The following is a 16,798-nucleotide window of genomic DNA, read 5'->3' on the forward strand; positions in this document are numbered from 1 at the left end:
CGCAAATCTGATTCCCTGTCGCCCAACACCGGGATCACATTCCGGTATGACCGTTCTGCTTGAAGTGCCCACGCCACCATGATAGCAATACCGCTCCAAAGCCCGTCGTAATGGTGACGAAGGTGACCGCCGATGAGAACGAGCCCGCAATCGCACCAATGAGCGGAATGCCGCTTAGCGCAGCCGTCACGAGCCACATTGCCAGATAGACGGCGGTGCCTGTCACGAATGCGCGAAGCATTGCTCCGTTTGGCGTGTCGTCGCGGCTCTTGCCGCCCGTTATGGCGGCGCCAGCCATCGTCGCGGCGGCAACAAATCCCACCATCGCGATGCCCGCGACCATAAACATGAATGCAATCAGCCCCAGCGGAATCAGCAGTATTCCGATCAGACTCGCGGTGAGCAGCACCACCACCGCAACGGCGCCGGGAACGATTGCCAGCTGCCCGAGCAGGCCACTACCCAGGGATTTGCCTACACCCTGCCTCATCGTATCGATGACAATGGTGAGTTTGTCGGCGCCGAAGGCAAGCAGCGCAAAACCGGCGAGAGCCACAAGAAGCAGCCAGCTTGCGGCGAGCCCCACCGACCGCAACGGCGAATGGCTGCCGCCGGCACGTGTACTGGTCCGGCCGCGGTAAGCGTTCCGCTCATGAGTCCGGATTCGACCACCAATGGTGCCGCCCTGCTGCCGAACCCGCCCCATAACGGCAATTGCGTCGCCGGTGACACGTCCGCCGCGATGAACGATCACGTCGCCTTTGATAGCTGTGGCGTTACCGCGAACAGTGCCATAGACGTCAAGGTTTCCATCGACTATCACGACGGATCCCCGTGTCGTGACATTCTGACGGATCACGCGGCCGTCCTGCGCGCGAGTGCGAATGGGTATCAGCGCGGCTGTGACGACAAGAACCCAGAGGGCGATGTAACGAATACGGTTCACGCTGCCTTCCTGCTGGTTGTTGCAGCGGCCTTGAGACCCGCGGCAGCGACTACCACCCCCGCCACGAAAGAGCCAGCGATAGCCAGCCCGGAACCCGTGCCGACTGCGGTCGCTGAACTGGCTGCCGTGCCCACCACCGCGCTGGTAGCATCAGCGCCGAGCGACGCCAGGAATCCGATCGTGCCTTCCCCGAACAGCCGCGCCACGAACACCAGCAAATCGACCTGAAACATCGCAATCAAGGCGACGACAGACATTGTGACGCTAAGCGATCCGAGCAACGCTACAGCAGCAATCCGCGCGGGAAGGGAACGGGGAAAGTAGTGAGCGGGCCGCGGTGCTTCGTAAATTGCGGGACTAGGCAAGCGTTCCGACCGCTGCCGAACAGGCCGCGGCTCGACGACGGCCGGAATGCGAACGGACTGGGCAATGTTGACGCGGGCCATGACCATGTCCGCAAATCCCGGAGACGGTTCAAAGCTGGGCAGCTCCATCATCGCCGCCGCGATCGGCGCGAATTCTTCGTCTGATTGGTCGTCGGTCAAAAGATCCTCACAAGTGGCTTACGCAAGCCCTCTACCCAGGGTTTCACGGGAATGGCGATGAAATTCACCGGCCACGATCATCGAACCTCGTCCAGCGCGGCCCGAAGCTCGTGACGGGCGCGGTGGATATAGGTCTTTACGGTTCCAAGGGGCAGCTTCACGATCTCGGCGATCTCCTCGTACGACCGGTCCTCGACGTGGCGAAGAAGGATGCACGCGCGATATTCAGGCCGTAGCTGGGCAATGGCAGCTTCGATCGCTGTACCGAGCTCTCGCGACTCGAGCTCCTCGAGCGGCGACTGATCCTGCGATACCACAGCGATCGACGTTGCGCGCGCACTCTCCACAGTAACCGCGTCGGGCGCGCCTTCTATACTTATGGTGTCCACGCGCCTGCGGCGCAGATGATCGATGGTGAGGTTGTTGGCGATCTTGAACAACCAGCTCGAGAACTTGAACTCCGGGCTGTACCGATCGAGGTTGTTCAGAACCTTGATAAAGGTTTCCTGGGAGAGATCCTCGGCAGTCTCACGGTCGCGAACCATACGGAAAACGAGCGAAAACACGGGTCGTTCGTAGCGCGTAACCAGCTCGCGATACGCCGCCTCTGATCCCGACTGCGCAAGCGCGACAACGGCGGGATCTGTGAGGCTCGACAGTGGCGGGGTGGCGCGAACAACTGGCATTGGCAGCGACAAAGTTAGCTTGCAGGGCGGGTATGCGCCCGTCAACTTCATCGGATGCCGATTGCATCAGAGGACGCCGCTGCCCTTGAAGCAGCTGCTGGTGGCGCCGAAAAAAGCAGGTACGTGCGCCAGATCTTCTCCGACATCGCGCCCCGCTATGATTTGCTGAATCACATCCTCAGTCTGAACATCGACCGGGTGTGGCGCCGGAAGGCAATTGCAATGTTGAGCGTCGAGAATGATCCATCGGGCCGGTATCTGGATCTGTGCGCTGGCACGCTCGATGTCAGCGCCGCTCTTTCCCGGAAGCGGGGTTTCCGCGGATCGATAGTTGCCGCTGATTTCGCCGAGCCAATGCTCCGCTTTGGTCGGAGGAAGGTCGCGGGGCAGCCTGTCGACCCAATTGCCGCGGACGCGCTGGCACTTCCGTTCGCGGCTGGGTCGCTGGCCGGTGCAGTGGTCGCGTTCGGAATCAGAAACGTGGCTGATCTGGATGCCGGGCTTCGCGAGGTGCATCGTGTGCTTGCACCCGGCGCGCGTTTCGTGATTCTGGAGTTTTCGACTCCCCGCGTACGAATGGTCAACGCGGGATATCAATTCTATTTCAATGAGATATTGCCTGCCGTAGGTGGTCTGATCAGCGGCCACCGTACTGCGTATCGTTATCTTCCCCGGTCGGTGGCAAACTTTCCGGGGCAGGAAGAGCTGGCCCACCGCATGACCATTGCCGGTTTTGAAAACGTCGGCTGGAATTCGCTCACCTTCGGCATCGCCGCGATCCACACCGGCGAGCGCTCCAACATTACGTAACCACATTGAGCCTCGACACACTTTCGGATTTCATCAAGGCAATCGACGGTGCAGGTGAACTGGCACGCGTGACTCATCCAGTGGCCGCAAAGCTTGAGCTGTGTGAGATCGCCGATCGCATCATGAAACAACCAGGTGGCGGAAAGGCGCTCCTCTTCGAGAATGTCACTCTCGATGATGGGACACGGTCCGCTTATCCAGTCGCAATTAATCTCTTCGGATCAATGCGCCGGATGTGTATTTCGCTGGGTGTTGAGAATCTGGATGACATCGGAGCGCGGATTGCGCAGCTTCTGGAGCTGAAGGTGCCCGACGGAATCCGGGGCAAGCTGTCGATGCTTCCCAGGCTGATGGAGGTAGCAAAATTTCCCCCGCGAATGCGGGGGGGTAAGGCGGCTTGCCATGAGATTGTACTCCAGGGCACCGACATCGACCTGCGGAAGCTCCCGATCATCACCTGCTGGCCGGAGGATGGGGGGCCATATATCACGCTCCCCATGGTGATCTCGCGCGACCCGAAGCGTGGTATCCGGAACGTTGGCATGTACAGAGTACAGGTACTGGGGCCGACCACGCTGGCGATGCACTGGCAGCGTCATAAGGTAGGCGCTGCACACTGGCGCGAGATGGCCGCGGCTGGAAAGACGATGCCGGTATGTATTGTGATTGGAGCCGACCCGGCGTCCGTCTATTCCGCATCGGCCCCTCTCCCCCCGACAGTTGACGAGTTCATCTTCGCCGGCTTCCTGCGCAAGAGTCCGGTGTCACTCACCAGGGCCATCACCTGCGACCTCGAAGTGCCGGTCGAATCCGAAATCGTGATCGAGGGCTACATCGACCCTGCCGATGAACTGGTGGTCGAAGGGCCATTCGGCGACCACACCGGTTTTTACTCCGAGGCCGATCTATATCCGAAGGTGCACGTGACTGCCGTGACCATGCGCAACTCCCCGGTTTATGCAACGACAATCGTCGGACGCCCGCCAATGGAGGATTACTACCTTGGTCACGCAACCGAGCGGATTTTTCTGCCGCTGCTCCGTCTCACCATACCCGAGATCGTCGACTACCACATGCCGGCGGAAGGAATCTTTCACAACCTCGTATTCGTTTCAATCGACAAGCAGTATCCCGGTCAGGCGTACAAAGTCATGCACGCAATGTGGGGCCAGGGGCTGATGGCACTGGCCAAAGTGCTGGTGATCGTGGATAAGGAAGTGAACGTGCGCAACGTCCAGGAAGCGTGGTGGGTTGCCCTGAACAACATCGATCCCCAGAGGGATACGCAATTTTCGATGGGCCCGATGGACGTCCTCGATCATTCGAGCCGCGCGTTCACCTATGGATCGAAGATGGGAATCGATGCCACGCGCAAGTGGCCAGAGGAGGGGTTTACCCGGAACTGGCCAAAGGTCATCGAGATGGACACGGCAACTAAAAAGGCGGTCGACGGAATGTGGTCACGGCTCGGGCTGGGCACAGCGTGAAAACTGCTGTGACCCCGGGTGAAGGGCAGACCGTCGCGGGCGCTTCGTCGTTGGCGCACTACGTCAATCTGGTAAAACTGCCGCACACGGTATTCGCCCTTCCGTTCGCCCTGGTCGGAGTGACACTCGCAAGCTACCGTGCGCCGGTAACAGTTCGCTCGGTCGTCTGGGTGATCATTGCATTTACCGCCGCCCGGTTCGCCGCAATGGGATTCAACCGGATCGTTGATCGAGACGTCGATGCACTGAATCCACGCACACGATCCCGCGAGATTCCCTCAGGAACGCTGAGTGTGGGTGCCGCAGCGACCGCAGTGACGATTGCTTCCGCGGTTTTCATCGCCGCTGCCTGGCAGCTCAGCCCGGTCTGCCTGTTGCTTTCTCCGATTGCGCTCGCGTGGGTTCTGTTCTACAGCTTCACCAAGCGGTTCACAGGCTGGTGTCACATCGTCCTCGGCATTGGACTGTCGATTGCGCCCGTAGGCGGCTATCTGGCGATTTCGGGACAGTGGAGCGAACCCTGGTGGCTGTTGATCGCACTGGCACTGGCGGTGGCAACCTGGGTGGGCGGATTCGACATTCTCTACGCGCTTCAGGATGTCGGCTTCGATCGATCGCATGAACTTCATTCCCTGCCGGCCGCAGTTGGTGAACGAAAGGCACTCCTGTATGCGCGCGTCTTGCATGTGATGACAGTCGCGATGCTTGCTTCCGTGGGTGTCGCAGCAAAGGCAGGCTGGGTGTATGCGGCGGGTGTAGCGATCGCCGCATGTATGCTCCTCTACGAACATTCACTCGTCAAGCCGAACGATCTGTCGCGCCTCGATGCTGCGTTCTTTACCATGAATGGCATCATCAGCATCACCTTTTTCGCTTTCGTCATCGCCGAGCGGCTGGTCGGATGAATCAGCGTGCGCCGCTGGTTTTTGGAGTCACGGGCGCGTCCGGTGCACCGTACGCTGTCCGGCTGTTGCAACAACTCGCAGCGGCAGAAATTCATGTGTCGCTGATTGTATCGTCCCACGGGATGCGGCTTTTCGAAACGGAGACGGAGATACGATCGATTGACGATCTCCAGCGCGCCGTCGGTGATGACCCCTGGAAGGAATTCGTCACGGTATACAGCAACGATGACCGGGGCGCGCCTCCAGCCTCGGGTTCGGCGCTTAGCTCCGGGATGGTGATCTGCCCCTGCTCCATGGGAACGCTGTCGGCGATCAGCGCTGGTGCGTCAAGATCGCTCATTGAAAGGGCTGCTGACGTCGCGCTCAAGGAACATCGCAAGCTCGTTCTCGTGCCCCGTGAGACACCACTCAGCGCGATACATCTGGCCAACATGCTGCGGGTAACGCGCGCCGGGGCGGTTGTCCTCCCGGCGGCACCCGCTTTTTACACCCGTCCGTCGACGATTGAAGACATGGTCGATTTCATCGTTGCTCGCATACTCGACCAGCTGGACGTTCCCCACGGCCTGGGCAAGCGATGGGATGGGGCGAAGGCAGAGTAGCTACATCACCTGCCGCGTGTGTCCCATTTCACCGGGGAAGCGCCGGAACCAGGATGAAAGGAGAAGCAATTCATCGATTTCATGAGTGGGGATGCGCGTGGTCGATTTCTCAACCGTGGAAAAAATGTCATCGACCAGGCGCTTCATTTTTGCCCGCTGCCACGTTGACCTGGGTTTCTCCAATTCCGCCCGCACGACTCCGCGCTTGACAAGATAGACGCGGTCGTCTCCCTGGTGGCCCGGCACGGTGTACACAAACGAAAGGGTCTCCACAGCAAACCTGAGCCGATTGAATTGCGCCCGCAGCGCATCGAGCCGGGCAAGCTTGTCGCGATAGGATCCAGCCCGTTCAAACTCCAGCATCATACTCGCCTGCTCCATTTTTCCCCGGAGCGTCTCGATCGGTCCGTCGCTCGATCCGTCGAGAAACGCCCTTGCCAGGGAAACACGCTCGTCATACTCTCCAACGCTGCACCCACCGACACACGGGCCAAGGCACTTCGCGATTTCGTGGCGGATGCAGCCCGGCGTTCGGGGCATCAGCTGAAAAAGCTCCTGTTGATCGCTGAAGTGCATCTTCAGGTCTGCCCTGCAGTCCCGCAGCATGAGCGCGTCGCTCAACTCACGAATGGCGTCGCCGATGCGGCGAGCTCCAACGAAAGGCCCATAGTAGATCGACCCGTCGTCTGCAGACGCCCCGCGAACCACCGCCAGCTTCGGTGCAGCGCCACGTGTGATCCTGATGAACGAATAGTGCAGGGCATCGCGTTTCATGGCGACGTTGAGACGCGGGCGAAAACGCTTTATCAGCCGCAACTCCTGCAACAACGCGGCAAACTCGCTTGGGGTGTACTCCCAGTCTATGGTCTCGGCTTCACGCAGTATGCGCGCGCCCTTGTCTCCAGGGTACGCACAACGGAAATAGCTCAGCAGCCGGCTGCGAATGCGCTTTGACTTGCCGACATAGACTACCTCACCGGTCGACGACAGCATTCTGTAAATGCCCGGCCGGTCGGCAGTGCCGGCTGTCACAAGGTTGCGCATTGTCGCCAGCTGCGCATCGCTGGTTCGCTCCCGGCGGCCCGCTGCGACAGCCTTTTTCTGCAGAGGCGCACAGTCAATCAGAGTAGCTGCACCGCTGTCGCGCATCACGACTGACAACGCGCGCAGAAAACGGTTGCCCGGCCGTCTACCGCGTGGGTTCCAATAAGCTTTGCACCGCAGCGGTTACAGGGCTTGCCATCCCTGCCATAAGCCTGAAGCTGTGCGGCGAAGCCACCGCGCTGGCCGCGCGAGTCGACGTAGTCCCGGAAGGTAGTGCCGCGAAGAGCAATCGATTCTTCAAGCACCGACACGATCGCATGGTGCAGGCGCTCGAACTCGGCAGTTCGAATGGTTTTTCCGCGGCGCGACGGGTCAATCCCGGCCCGCCAAAGTGCTTCGTTGGCGTAGATATTCCCGATGCCCGCTATCCTGCGCTGGTCCATCAACACCTTCTTTACCGGCTGAATCGATTCCCGAACAAGCACCGATAAATGCTGCACTGTGAACGACCGGTCAAGAGGTTCCTTTCCGATGCGAGCGGTGCAGACTGCGAATCTCTCCGCATCCATGAGCGAAAAGGTGCCAAGGCGTCGAATGTCGCGATAGTGAACCGATCGCCCGTCATCGAGATCGAGGCGAATGGTCGAGTAGGCGAGCAGCCCGGCGTCGAGCGTTCCATCATCCACGATCAGCGCGCCCGTGAACCGGGGCTGAACTACGATCCGGTCGCTGGTCGAAAGATCGAGAACGATCAGTTTCGCGCGTCTCCAGCTCCGCTCGATCGTGGCACCGCAAACGCGTTTTACAAGCTCTGCGACGCTGACCTCCCGCAGGACATCGGGCCGAGTGACCGTGGCCGCCATGATCGTTCGGCCCGACAGCGTGCGGTCGAGATCCCTCGCGATCGTCTCTGTCTCAGGAAGCTCGGGCACTGCGCTCGAGCTCCCGCCATGCGATGTCCCGCCTGAACTGTTTCCCGGCAAAAGAGACCTTGCCGGCGTGGGTTCGCGAGCAGGCCGCTGCTTCAGTAATAGAAGGTCCGATTCCCGTAACGGTGAGGATCCGGCCGCCGGAAGTCACAAGCTCTCCGGACTCCATGATACGGCGAGTCCCCGCATGAAACACATCTACCGCAGGCGGAACTGCCGGAAGCCGAACTGAATCGCCAACTCGCGGAGCGTCCGGATAACCATGTGCCGCGAGAACCGTTGCCACCGAATACATGGGCTCCCATACAATATTTCCATATTCGGCCAGCGATCCGCCAGTCGCGACTGAGTACATCAGGTCCAGCAGTGAGCTTCGCATGAGCGGCAGGATTGCCTGCGTTTCCGGATCGCCGAACCGGCAGTTGAATTCGACCACTCTGGGTCCGTCGCGCGTGAGCATCAGGCCGGCGTAAAGCAGGCCATGGAAAGGCCGCCCACAACCGCGAAGCGCCCTGAGTGTCGGCTCGAAGACGCGGGTGACGATTTCCTCGATCACCTGCGGTGTGGCGACGGAGACCGGCGCGTAGGCCCCCATTCCGCCAGTGTTGGGCCCGGCATCGCCGTCGAGCAGGCGTTTGTGGTCCTGGGCAGGCAGCATCGGTATCACATGAGTGCCGTCGGTGATTCCAAACACCGACAACTCCTCTCCATCCATGAACTCCTCCACGAGAATTTCGGCACCTGCGTCGCCAAACTCCCGGTCGCGCAGCATCATGTCGATGGCGCGTTCCGCCTCCTCGTTGCTCCGCGCAACAATCACCCCTTTGCCTGCCGCCAGACCGGACGCCTTGATCACCACCGGTGATCCAAGCCGATGTACTGCCGCACGTGCGTCGAGCGCCACCGTATGATACGTGGCCGACGCTGTCGGAACGCCGGCCTCGGCCATCAGCAGTTTCGCAAATCGCTTCGATGTCTCGATCTCCGCCGCTGCCCTGAGGGGCCCGAAGATGGGAGCGCTGGCCCCGGTAAATACGTCGGCGATGCCGTCTGCAAGTGGCCCTTCAGGCCCAACGACGGTCATATCAACGCGCGCCCGGGCGGCGAAGCCCAGCAGGCCACGGATATCACCAGGCTGTACCGGAATACACTCGACGATCTCCGCGAGCCCGGCGTTGCCAGGGGCGGCTATGAGGTCGAGTAACGGCTCGTCCCGCAGGAGTTTGGCCGCGATCGCATGTTCGCGCGCGCCACTCCCAACGAGGAGCACTTTCATTGCGCGTTACGCCTGCCTAGGCGAATGCGTGCTCCACATCCGCAAGCAGATCCTCGACATCCTCGACACCGCAGGAAAGCCGCACCAGGCCTTCGGTGATCCCCAGCGTGGCGCGACGCTCGGCAGGCACGGATGCGTGTGTCATCGACGCCGGATGGCTGATGAGACTCTCCACCCCACCGAGCGACTCGGCGAGAGCAAAAACGCGCACCTTGCCGAGCACCTCGGCGGCCCGCGCCTTGGTCCCCAGCTCGACCGATATCATGCCTCCGAATCCCGTCATCTGCCGTCGGGCCAGATCGTGCTGGGGATGCGAATCCAGCCCGGGATAGATCACGTTTTCCGCGCCCAGCATGTCAACCAGGCACGAAGCAATGCGGCGGCCGTTTGCGTCATGACGCGGCATTCGCAGGTGAAGGGTCTTCGTGCCGCGCAGGGCAAGCCACGAATCGAACGGCCCGGGAACGGCGCCCGCTGCATTCTGGATAAACTGTAATTTCTCCGCAATTCCGTCATCGCGGACAACTGCCATCCCGCCGATCATGTCGCTGTGGCCGTTGAGGTATTTGGTGGTGGAATGATACACGATATCTGCACCATGCTCGAACGGCCGCTGAAAAAATGGAGTCGCGAATGTGTTGTCGACGATGAACAATGCATCGGCGCGTTTGGCTATTTCGCCGGCGGCACCAAGGTCGGTAAGGCGCATGAGAGGATTCGTCGGCGTCTCGATGAGCACCGCTCGCGTGTCAGCCGAACAGGCGTCGGCAATGCGCTGCGGGTCTCGGCTGTCCACAAACGTGAACGTCAGGCCGAAGTTGGCGAGAATCCGGTCGAACAGCCGGAACGTGCCCCCGTAAACATTCTCTCCGCATACGATGTGATCGCCCGATCGAAAAAGTTTCATCAGCGAGTCGAGACATCCCATTCCGCTGCTAAAGGCGAAGCCGTGCACACCGCCTTCAAGCGCCGCGACGTTGCGCTCGAGAGCTTCGCGAGTGGGATTCTTGCCCCGGGCGTATTCGTAGCCCTTGTTCTCGCCAAGCGCATCCTGGACATAGGTCGAGGTGGTGTAGATAGGCGTCATGATCGCGCCCGACAGCGGGTCCGGTCGCTGACCGGCATGGATGGCGCGGGTGCCAAACGACGCCAGCGCGTCTTCGTCGAAAATTCGGGTCATGCTCTGTACAGTTAGGGTATTGGGTCGTGAAAAGATAAGCCCCCCTGCCGCATCCTGGCGCCGCTCTGCACACACAGGCAGAGCCGGCAATTGGCGGTGATCGGAAATTGTCGTCAGATTCACCACGGCGCACAATCGGAACGCGGGGAGAACGCGCCCCCACCCTGACCCAGGAAAAACATGAACCAGCACTCGAACTACTTCAGGCTCCTCGGAACCGCGGCCCTCGTTGTTGGCTTTACCGCCTGCAGTGCAGATACGGACGATGCGGCGGTCGTTAGCGACACCGGTACCGCGACGGTGGCGGCTGATGCCCAGATTGCAACTCCGCCTGAAACGCCGCCAACCATGATGGGCGCCGCGGCCACCGGGGCGTGGATCAATCCGAATTCCGCTCCCGCGACCGAGTTGATGACGATTGCCGGCATGACGCAGCCGGTAGCTGACGCGCTCATCGCTGGGCGGCCCTACACAAGCATGACGAAGGTCAACGCGGTGCTCGCGAAAACCATGAGTGAAAAGCAGCGCGACTCGGCGTACACGCGCCTCTGGATGCCGATCGATCTGAACAAGGCAACGGGGGAAGAAATGCAATTGATCCCCGGCGTCGGCCCGAAGATGGAGCATGAGTTCGAGGAGTACCGCCCATACACCGACATGGCCAGGTTCAGGCGGGAAATCGGCAAGTACGTCGATGCCGCGGAAGTTGCGCGTCTCGAGAGATACGTCGAAATCAGGTGAGACTGACGGATGTCATGCGGCAGGGCCGGTGGCATGTGTTGTTGCTCTTGCTTGCCGGATGTGCACCGCCTGCCAGCAACGCCGCTTTGCCGTCCATCCGCGTGCTCGTTTACAACATCCACGCCGGAAAGGATGCGAGCGGGGTCGACAATCTCGAGCGGGTAGCGGAGGTCGTCCGCGAGAGTGGTGCCGACGTGGCGATGTTGCAGGAAGTGGATCGTCGAACCAGGCGATCCGGAAATGTCGATCAGGTGGCGCGTCTCGCGTCGCTGACCGGGTTCCGCGCAGCATTTGGAAAGACGCTCGATTACCAGGGCGGGGAATACGGGATCGCCATATTGTCGCGGCGAAGTATCCGGTCTGATACTCTGCTGCGTCTTCCCGTAAACCCGCCGCAGGAACGGTCCGGCGCGGGCTACGAACCCCGCGGCGCGCTTCGGGCAACCATCCTGACGTCGCTTGGCGAGGTGCGCGTACTGAACACCCACATCGATCCATCGCGCGAAGATTTCTACAGGCTCCAGGAAGCCCGCGAGCTGGTGCGCATCGGCCGTGCACTTCAGGCCGACGGCAGTACCGTCCTTCTCGGCGGTGACCTGAACTCCGAGCCGGAGAGTGCAGTGATGGCGATTTTTGCTGCATCCGGATGGAAAGACGGATGGCGGTGTGGCAACGGGAACGGTTTTAGCTACCCGGCGAAACTGCCTGTCAAGCGGATCGATTATCTGCTGCTGCCGCTGGAAGTCCGCTGCCGGACGGCGAGAGTCATCGAGAGTCAGGCGTCCGATCATCTTCCGGTGCTCTACGAGATTGAGACCGTTGCTCGTTCACGCGACCGGACATGAGCACGCAACACAGAGCTGGACTTCTGCGGCACGTAGCGGTGATACGCGGTTGCTAGATTTCGCGGCTTGTCCACCGCAGCGGAGATACTGAATGGCGTATGAAGGCCTGATGGTGAGTGTCTCGGGTGTCCGCGGTCGCGTCGGCGAGGCACTCACGCCCGAGGTCATGGCGAAGTTCGCGGCCGGGTTCGGGGCCTGGGCAAGGCAGCGCGCCGGGGGTGTGCCCGCAAAGGTCGTCGTGGGACGGGACAGCCGGGTGTCGGGACCGATGTTTCACCCGGTCGTAATTTCCGCCCTTCAATCCGTTGGTTGCGGCGTGATCGATGTCGGAATGGCGCCGACACCCACGATTCAGCTCGCGGTCGAGCATCACCACGCTGCAGGCGGACTTGCCATCACAGCCAGCCACAACCCGATCGAGTGGAATGCTCTCAAGTTCATCAGTTCCTCAGGACTCTTTCTCGACCCTGCCGAGTCGATGGAGATGCGTGCGGTCGTTGACGGTGATATCCGTCGCGCAACGTGGGATGAAATCGGGATCATCGAGACAGACACCAGCGCGATCGCCCGTCATATCAAGGCTGTGCTCGCAATTCCCTTTCTCGACGTCGCTGGAATTCAGCGGCGTGGCTATCACGTCGCACTCGATTGCGTCTGCGGCGCCGGCGGCATTTTCATGCCGGAGCTGCTGAGGCAGCTTGGCTGTCGCGTTTCAGCGATCAATCTTGAAACGACCGGAAGGTTCCCGCACTCCCCGGAACCTATTGCTGAAAACCTGGGTGATCTGGAGCGGCTTGTTCTCGAATCGAAAGCTGACGTCGGGTTTGCGGTGGATCCCGATGTTGACCGGCTTGCGCTTGTTTCCGATGAAGGGAAAGCGATTGGCGAGGATTACACTCTGGCTCTCGCCGCCAAGATTGTGCTGCGACATCGACAGGGAGGGGTGGTGACGAACCTTTCCACCAGCCGGATTGTCGACGATATCGCGAGGGAAGCCAACCGCTCTGTAATACGTGCGCCGGTGGGCGAGGTGAACGTCGCCACCCGCATGCGGTCGGAGAGCGCGGCGATAGGGGGTGAAGGCAACGGCGGTGTCATTCTTCCTGAGCTTCACCTTGGACGCGATGCTCCCGTTGGTGCGGCTCTTATCCTGCAGCTCCTCCACGAGGAAGGCCGGTTGCTGGCGGCAATCGTTGCGGGCTATCCGCGCTACTCCATCGTCAAGGAAAAGCTCGATCTGCCCCCGGCGCCCCTGGAGTCGGTTTACACGTCACTACGAAAAGCATTTCCGGATGCACATGCCGACATGCAGGACGGATTGCGGCTTACCTGGGATGACCGGTGGGTGCACGTGCGTCCGTCGGGAACCGAGCCAATAGTGAGGGTAATAGCCGAGGCACCTTCAAGGGAAGACGCGGAAAAACTGGTCCGGGAAAGCAGGGCACCGCTCGAAGCGCTCAGCGCTTAGCGCCCGCTTCTATCCGGGCCTCGTCCTTGCCACTTATGTTGTGAAGTGGCAGTTGTCAGGCGCCTTAAGGGGATACGGTTTTCTATGTGCGGTATTGTCGGCTACATCGGAGAGAGAAGTGCGACCCCGGTTCTTCTCGACGGGTTGAAGCGCCTGGAATACCGGGGATACGACTCCGCCGGCGTCGCGGTGATGAACGGCAGCGGCGTTGAAACCAGGAAGGCCGCGGGAAAGATCTCGCGTCTCGAGGCTGCCCTCATTGCCGCGCCGGTAAACGGCAACTTGGGCATCGCCCACACCCGCTGGGCGACGCATGGTGCGCCGAATGAATGCAACGCGCATCCGCACGTCGATTGCAAAGGTCAAATCGCCGTCGTTCATAATGGCATCATCGAGAATTCCACTATTCTCAAGGCGCGGCTTGTCGAGCTCGGCCACAAATTCGTATCCGAGACGGATACCGAAGTCATCGCCCACCTGATTGAAGAGGCCTTTGATGGCAACCTCGAGGATGCCGTCATCGAAGCCTTGTGGCAGGTAGAAGGGACGTACGGCATCGCTGTCGTCTCGAGTGAAGACAAAGACAAGATTGTCGCGGCGCGAAAGGGAAGTCCGCTCCTGGTAGGACTGGGCGATGGCGAGTACTACGTGGCCAGCGATGCTTCAGCCATTCTCGCTCATACCCGGGAAGTCGTGTACCTCGACGATGGCGATCTTGCCGTTCTCAGCCGCGACGGATATCGGGTGATTGACCTGAGAGCGAAAGTGCTGGACCGCAAGGTCAGCAAGATCGACTGGGACCTGCATCAGATAGAGCGTGGAGGGTTCGACCACTTCATGCTGAAGGAGATCTTCGAGCAGCCGGAGACGATCGAGAACTGCATGCGCGGTCGTCTGCTCGGTGAAGAAGGAACCGCGAAGCTGGGCGGCCTGAACATGACGGACGAAGAACTTCTGCGATTCGACAACGTCGTGATCACTGCCTGCGGGACGAGCTGGCACTCGGCGCTTATCGGCGAACACATGATGGAGGAGCTTACCCGGATTCCGGTCGAGGTCGAGTACGCATCCGAGTTCCGGTACCGCAATCCGATTGTCAACGATCGCACTCTCTGTATTGTGATCTCACAGTCAGGCGAAACGGCGGACACCCTGGCGGCCATGCGTGAAGCAAAGAACCGCGGCGCACGTACGTATGGTGTCGTCAACGTCGTTGGTTCGACGATAGCGCGTGAATCAGGCGGCGGCATCTACGTGCACGCTGGCCCTGAAATCGGAGTTGCATCCACGAAAGCGTTCACCAGTCAGGTAGTCGCGCTGGCGCTGCTCACTCTCAAAATCGGGCGGCTCAAGGATGTATCCGTCGTCCGCGGCAAGGAGATCATCGAGGCGCTTTATGCGCTTCCCGGGCAGGTGCGTCAGATTCTCGAGCGCGCTGCAGAAATTGAAGCAATTGCCGAGGAATTCAAACGCGCGCAGAATTTTCTCTACCTCGGCCGCGGCTACAATTTTCCAACCGCCCTCGAGGGCGCGCTCAAGCTCAAGGAGATCAGCTACATCCACGCCGAAGGCTATCCTGCCGCTGAGATGAAACACGGGCCGATTGCACTCATCGACGAAATGATGCCGGTGGTCTTCATTGCCCCGCACGATGCGGTGTTCGACAAAGTCGTTTCGAATGTGCATGAGGTGTCGGCGCGCAAGGGCCGTGTCATCGCAATTACCAGCCGCGACGAGCCGGCGCTCGCAGGGAAAGTGGACTACGAATTCAGAATTCCCGAGACGATCGATATGCTCACACCTGTACTCGCGTGCATACCGCTGCAGCTCCTCGCGTACTACATCGCCGTAAAACGAGGATCGAACGTCGACCAGCCGCGCAACCTCGCGAAGTCGGTCACGGTGGAGTAGCGTCTGCGCGTTCTGCTGCAGCGTGTCTCGCGCGCCGAGGTCCGCGTAGCGGGGCGCGCGACGGGCGGGATTGCGCACGGGTTTCTGCTGCTCGTCGGGATCACCCACGGCGACACGCGCGAAGAGGCTGACTGGATGGCGGAGAAGGTCACGGGCCTCCGGTTGTTTGCGGACTCCGAAGGGAAAATGAATCTGGCCATCGGTGATGTCGGCGGTGCTGTGCTGGTCGTATCGCAGTTCACGCTCTACGGCGATGCCACGAAGGGACGGCGCCCGAGCTTCATAGACGCGGCCAGGCCCGAGACGGCAATTCCTGTATACGAAGCGTTCATCGAAGCCCTCACGCGCCGCCGATTGACCGTCGAGACCGGAGAGTTCGGTGCGATGATGGACGTCGAGCTGGTGAATGACGGACCGGTAACGCTCTGGCTCGAGCGATGACGATGCCGCCGGTGGTGCTGGCGTCTTCCTCGCCCCGCAGGCGCGAGCTGCTGGCACTCATCGGCATTCCTCATTCGGTGTACCCTGCCAATGTCGACGAGACATATCTCGAGGGCGAGTTGCCGCGTGAACACGCTGAGCGCCTGGCGCGGGCGAAGGCTGCAAAGGTCGCAAGCCTCGAACGCGACTCGGTTGTAATTGGCGCGGACACGATTGTTGTAGTGGACGACACGGTGCTGGGGAAGCCGCGAGACCAGACTGATGCAGCGCGTATGCTGGCCATGCTCAGCGGGCGGACACATCTCGTGATAACGGCGGTTGCTGTCGCGCGGGGCGATGAGATTGTGTCGGACATGGAAGTCGTGAGCGTCACATTTCGCGATCTCAACAGTATCGAGATCGCCAGTTATATCTCGACCGGCGAGCCGATGGACAAGGCGGGCGCATACGGAATTCAGGGATTTGGCGCAACGATCGTGCGGCGCGTCGAGGGCGACTACTTCGCCGTGATGGGACTGCCACTGCTGCGACTCGTTACGCTTCTGGGCAGGGTGGGGGTCGCCTACGATTTTGGGCGGTAGCGCTCGGACCAGGTCTCTATCTTTTCGAGCACGTCCGTCACACTGATACCCGACATCCGGCCGGCCCGAGTCTTCATCGTCACCGGACCGGCCGCACCTTCGTCGTGGTAGCCGTCCACGATCAAGTCGTGGAACGCACGGTAGGGGCCGGTTCGTCGCGGGTCGGTGTAGCCGATCAGAGATATGACGGGCCGGCCGAGGGCGACGGCCATGTGCAGGGGGCCCGTGTCGGGTGACAGGACCAGCGCGGAGGCCTCGAGGATGCCGACGAGATTGCGCAGCCCGCTGCCGAGCGCCGAAACCGGTGGGTGGATGGCGAGTTCACGAATCGAGTCGGCAGCCGCGACCTCGCGCGGTGATGTCCCGCCGACAAGTACTGGTTGCAGGCCGTAGTGTTCATT

General features: G+C 60.8%; 18 protein-coding genes. 10 read left to right on the forward strand and 8 right to left on the reverse strand.

The window, feature by feature from the left end; genetic code table 11:
• Positions 1 to 34 precede the first annotated feature (34 nt).
• The 3 genes from WKF55_12280 to WKF55_12290 all read right to left on the reverse strand — a co-directional run bounded on the left by WKF55_12280 (position 35) and on the right by WKF55_12290 (position 2,177).
• Positions 35 to 946, reverse strand: coding sequence for a hypothetical protein (locus tag WKF55_12280; protein ID MEJ7760353.1), 912 nt, complete (start codon positions 944 to 946; stop codon positions 35 to 37).
• Positions 943 to 1,491: a hypothetical protein gene (locus WKF55_12285; GenBank protein ID MEJ7760354.1), complete on the reverse strand. Its 549-nt coding sequence runs from the start codon at positions 1,489 to 1,491 to the stop codon at positions 943 to 945. Before WKF55_12285 ends, WKF55_12280 begins: the two co-directional genes overlap by 4 nt.
• Before the next feature lie 77 nt (positions 1,492 to 1,568).
• The gene (locus tag WKF55_12290; GenBank protein ID MEJ7760355.1) at positions 1,569 to 2,177 is read right to left on the reverse strand and encodes a sigma-70 family RNA polymerase sigma factor; all 609 of its coding nucleotides are present in this window, start codon (positions 2,175 to 2,177) and stop codon (positions 1,569 to 1,571) included.
• 54 nt (positions 2,178 to 2,231) lie between these two features.
• Between WKF55_12290 and ubiE the strand changes: the two genes are divergently transcribed.
• Genes ubiE through WKF55_12310 form a run of 4 tightly spaced genes read left to right on the forward strand, consistent with a single transcriptional unit; the run spans position 2,232 to position 5,981 of the window.
• Positions 2,232 to 2,987 carry a bifunctional demethylmenaquinone methyltransferase/2-methoxy-6-polyprenyl-1,4-benzoquinol methylase UbiE gene (ubiE, locus tag WKF55_12295; GenBank protein ID MEJ7760356.1) on the forward strand — a complete coding sequence of 252 codons (756 nt, stop codon included), beginning with the start codon at positions 2,232 to 2,234 and terminating at the stop codon, positions 2,985 to 2,987.
• A 5-nt stretch (positions 2,988 to 2,992) separates the two neighbouring features.
• A complete protein-coding gene (locus tag WKF55_12300) occupies positions 2,993 to 4,474 on the forward strand; it encodes a menaquinone biosynthesis decarboxylase (GenBank protein ID MEJ7760357.1) in 1,482 nt (493 codons plus the stop codon).
• Complete coding sequence (locus WKF55_12305; protein MEJ7760358.1) at positions 4,471 to 5,379, forward strand: UbiA-like polyprenyltransferase; 909 nt, start codon at positions 4,471 to 4,473, stop codon at positions 5,377 to 5,379. The genes WKF55_12300 and WKF55_12305 overlap by 4 nt, the downstream gene beginning before the upstream one ends.
• Entirely contained in the window at positions 5,376 to 5,981 is a 606-nt protein-coding gene (locus tag WKF55_12310; protein ID MEJ7760359.1) for a flavin prenyltransferase UbiX, read from the forward strand. The genes WKF55_12305 and WKF55_12310 overlap by 4 nt, the downstream gene beginning before the upstream one ends.
• Here the strand turns inward: WKF55_12310 and WKF55_12315 are convergent, their stop codons facing one another.
• From WKF55_12315 to WKF55_12330, 4 genes are read right to left on the reverse strand one after another with little or no spacing between them, the layout of a single operon-like run.
• Positions 5,982 to 7,130: a GIY-YIG nuclease family protein gene (locus WKF55_12315; protein MEJ7760360.1), complete on the reverse strand. Its 1,149-nt coding sequence runs from the start codon at positions 7,128 to 7,130 to the stop codon at positions 5,982 to 5,984. It abuts the gene before it with no gap.
• Entirely contained in the window at positions 7,130 to 7,957 is an 828-nt protein-coding gene (gene mutM, locus WKF55_12320; protein ID MEJ7760361.1) for a bifunctional DNA-formamidopyrimidine glycosylase/DNA-(apurinic or apyrimidinic site) lyase, read from the reverse strand. The genes WKF55_12315 and mutM overlap by 1 nt, the downstream gene beginning before the upstream one ends.
• Positions 7,941 to 9,230, reverse strand: coding sequence for a phosphoribosylamine--glycine ligase (gene purD, locus WKF55_12325; protein MEJ7760362.1), 1,290 nt, complete (start codon positions 9,228 to 9,230; stop codon positions 7,941 to 7,943). The genes mutM and purD overlap by 17 nt, the downstream gene beginning before the upstream one ends.
• A 16-nt stretch (positions 9,231 to 9,246) precedes the next feature.
• A complete protein-coding gene (locus WKF55_12330) occupies positions 9,247 to 10,410 on the reverse strand; it encodes a PLP-dependent aspartate aminotransferase family protein (protein ID MEJ7760363.1) in 1,164 nt (387 codons plus the stop codon).
• A gap of 180 nt (positions 10,411 to 10,590) precedes the next feature.
• Here WKF55_12330 and WKF55_12335 point away from each other — a divergent pair, with 180 nt between their 5' ends.
• From WKF55_12335 to WKF55_12360, 6 genes are all read left to right on the forward strand, one after another.
• Positions 10,591 to 11,151 carry a hypothetical protein gene (locus tag WKF55_12335; GenBank protein ID MEJ7760364.1) on the forward strand — a complete coding sequence of 187 codons (561 nt, stop codon included), beginning with the start codon at positions 10,591 to 10,593 and terminating at the stop codon, positions 11,149 to 11,151.
• Positions 11,148 to 11,996: an endonuclease/exonuclease/phosphatase family protein gene (locus tag WKF55_12340; protein ID MEJ7760365.1), complete on the forward strand. Its 849-nt coding sequence runs from the start codon at positions 11,148 to 11,150 to the stop codon at positions 11,994 to 11,996. Before WKF55_12335 ends, WKF55_12340 begins: the two co-directional genes overlap by 4 nt.
• Before the next feature lie 91 nt (positions 11,997 to 12,087).
• Positions 12,088 to 13,464, forward strand: coding sequence for a phosphoglucosamine mutase (gene glmM / locus WKF55_12345; GenBank protein ID MEJ7760366.1), 1,377 nt, complete (start codon positions 12,088 to 12,090; stop codon positions 13,462 to 13,464).
• Positions 13,465 to 13,548: 84 nt separating this feature from the next.
• A complete protein-coding gene (gene glmS, locus WKF55_12350; protein MEJ7760367.1) occupies positions 13,549 to 15,375 on the forward strand; it encodes a glutamine--fructose-6-phosphate transaminase (isomerizing) in 1,827 nt (608 codons plus the stop codon).
• A 15-nt stretch (positions 15,376 to 15,390) separates the two neighbouring features.
• Positions 15,391 to 15,816: a D-aminoacyl-tRNA deacylase gene (gene dtd / locus WKF55_12355; protein MEJ7760368.1), complete on the forward strand. Its 426-nt coding sequence runs from the start codon at positions 15,391 to 15,393 to the stop codon at positions 15,814 to 15,816.
• On the forward strand, positions 15,813 to 16,397 hold the full coding sequence (locus tag WKF55_12360; protein ID MEJ7760369.1) for a Maf family protein: 585 nt from the start codon (positions 15,813 to 15,815) through the stop codon (positions 16,395 to 16,397). Before dtd ends, WKF55_12360 begins: the two co-directional genes overlap by 4 nt.
• Here the strand turns inward: WKF55_12360 and WKF55_12365 are convergent.
• A partial coding sequence (locus WKF55_12365) for a glycosyltransferase family 9 protein (GenBank protein MEJ7760370.1) occupies positions 16,379 to 16,798 on the reverse strand: 420 nt, incomplete at its 5' end. The genes WKF55_12360 and WKF55_12365 overlap by 19 nt on opposite strands.

The organism is Gemmatimonadaceae bacterium, from assembly GCA_037721215.1.
Lineage (GTDB): Bacteria > Gemmatimonadota > Gemmatimonadetes > Gemmatimonadales > Gemmatimonadaceae > UBA4720.

What these genes read in the sequence shown, in the direction of transcription:
- WKF55_12290 (MEJ7760355.1), bottom strand. Translation starts at nt 2,177, where the DNA reads ATGCCAGTTGTTCGCGCCACCCCGCCACTGTCGAGCCTCACAGATCCC.
- ubiE (MEJ7760356.1), top strand. Translation starts at nt 2,232, where the DNA reads ATGCCGATTGCATCAGAGGACGCCGCTGCCCTTGAAGCAGCTGCTGGT.
- WKF55_12310 (MEJ7760359.1), top strand. Translation starts at nt 5,376, where the DNA reads ATGAATCAGCGTGCGCCGCTGGTTTTTGGAGTCACGGGCGCGTCCGGT.
- WKF55_12315 (MEJ7760360.1), bottom strand. Translation starts at nt 7,130, where the DNA reads ATGCGCGACAGCGGTGCAGCTACTCTGATTGACTGTGCGCCTCTGCAG.
- purD (MEJ7760362.1), bottom strand. Translation starts at nt 9,230, where the DNA reads ATGAAAGTGCTCCTCGTTGGGAGTGGCGCGCGCGAACATGCGATCGCG.
- WKF55_12330 (MEJ7760363.1), bottom strand. Translation starts at nt 10,410, where the DNA reads ATGACCCGAATTTTCGACGAAGACGCGCTGGCGTCGTTTGGCACCCGC.
- WKF55_12335 (MEJ7760364.1), top strand. Translation starts at nt 10,591, where the DNA reads ATGAACCAGCACTCGAACTACTTCAGGCTCCTCGGAACCGCGGCCCTC.
- glmM (MEJ7760366.1), top strand. Translation starts at nt 12,088, where the DNA reads ATGGCGTATGAAGGCCTGATGGTGAGTGTCTCGGGTGTCCGCGGTCGC.
- glmS (MEJ7760367.1), top strand. Translation starts at nt 13,549, where the DNA reads ATGTGCGGTATTGTCGGCTACATCGGAGAGAGAAGTGCGACCCCGGTT.
- WKF55_12360 (MEJ7760369.1), top strand. Translation starts at nt 15,813, where the DNA reads ATGACGATGCCGCCGGTGGTGCTGGCGTCTTCCTCGCCCCGCAGGCGC.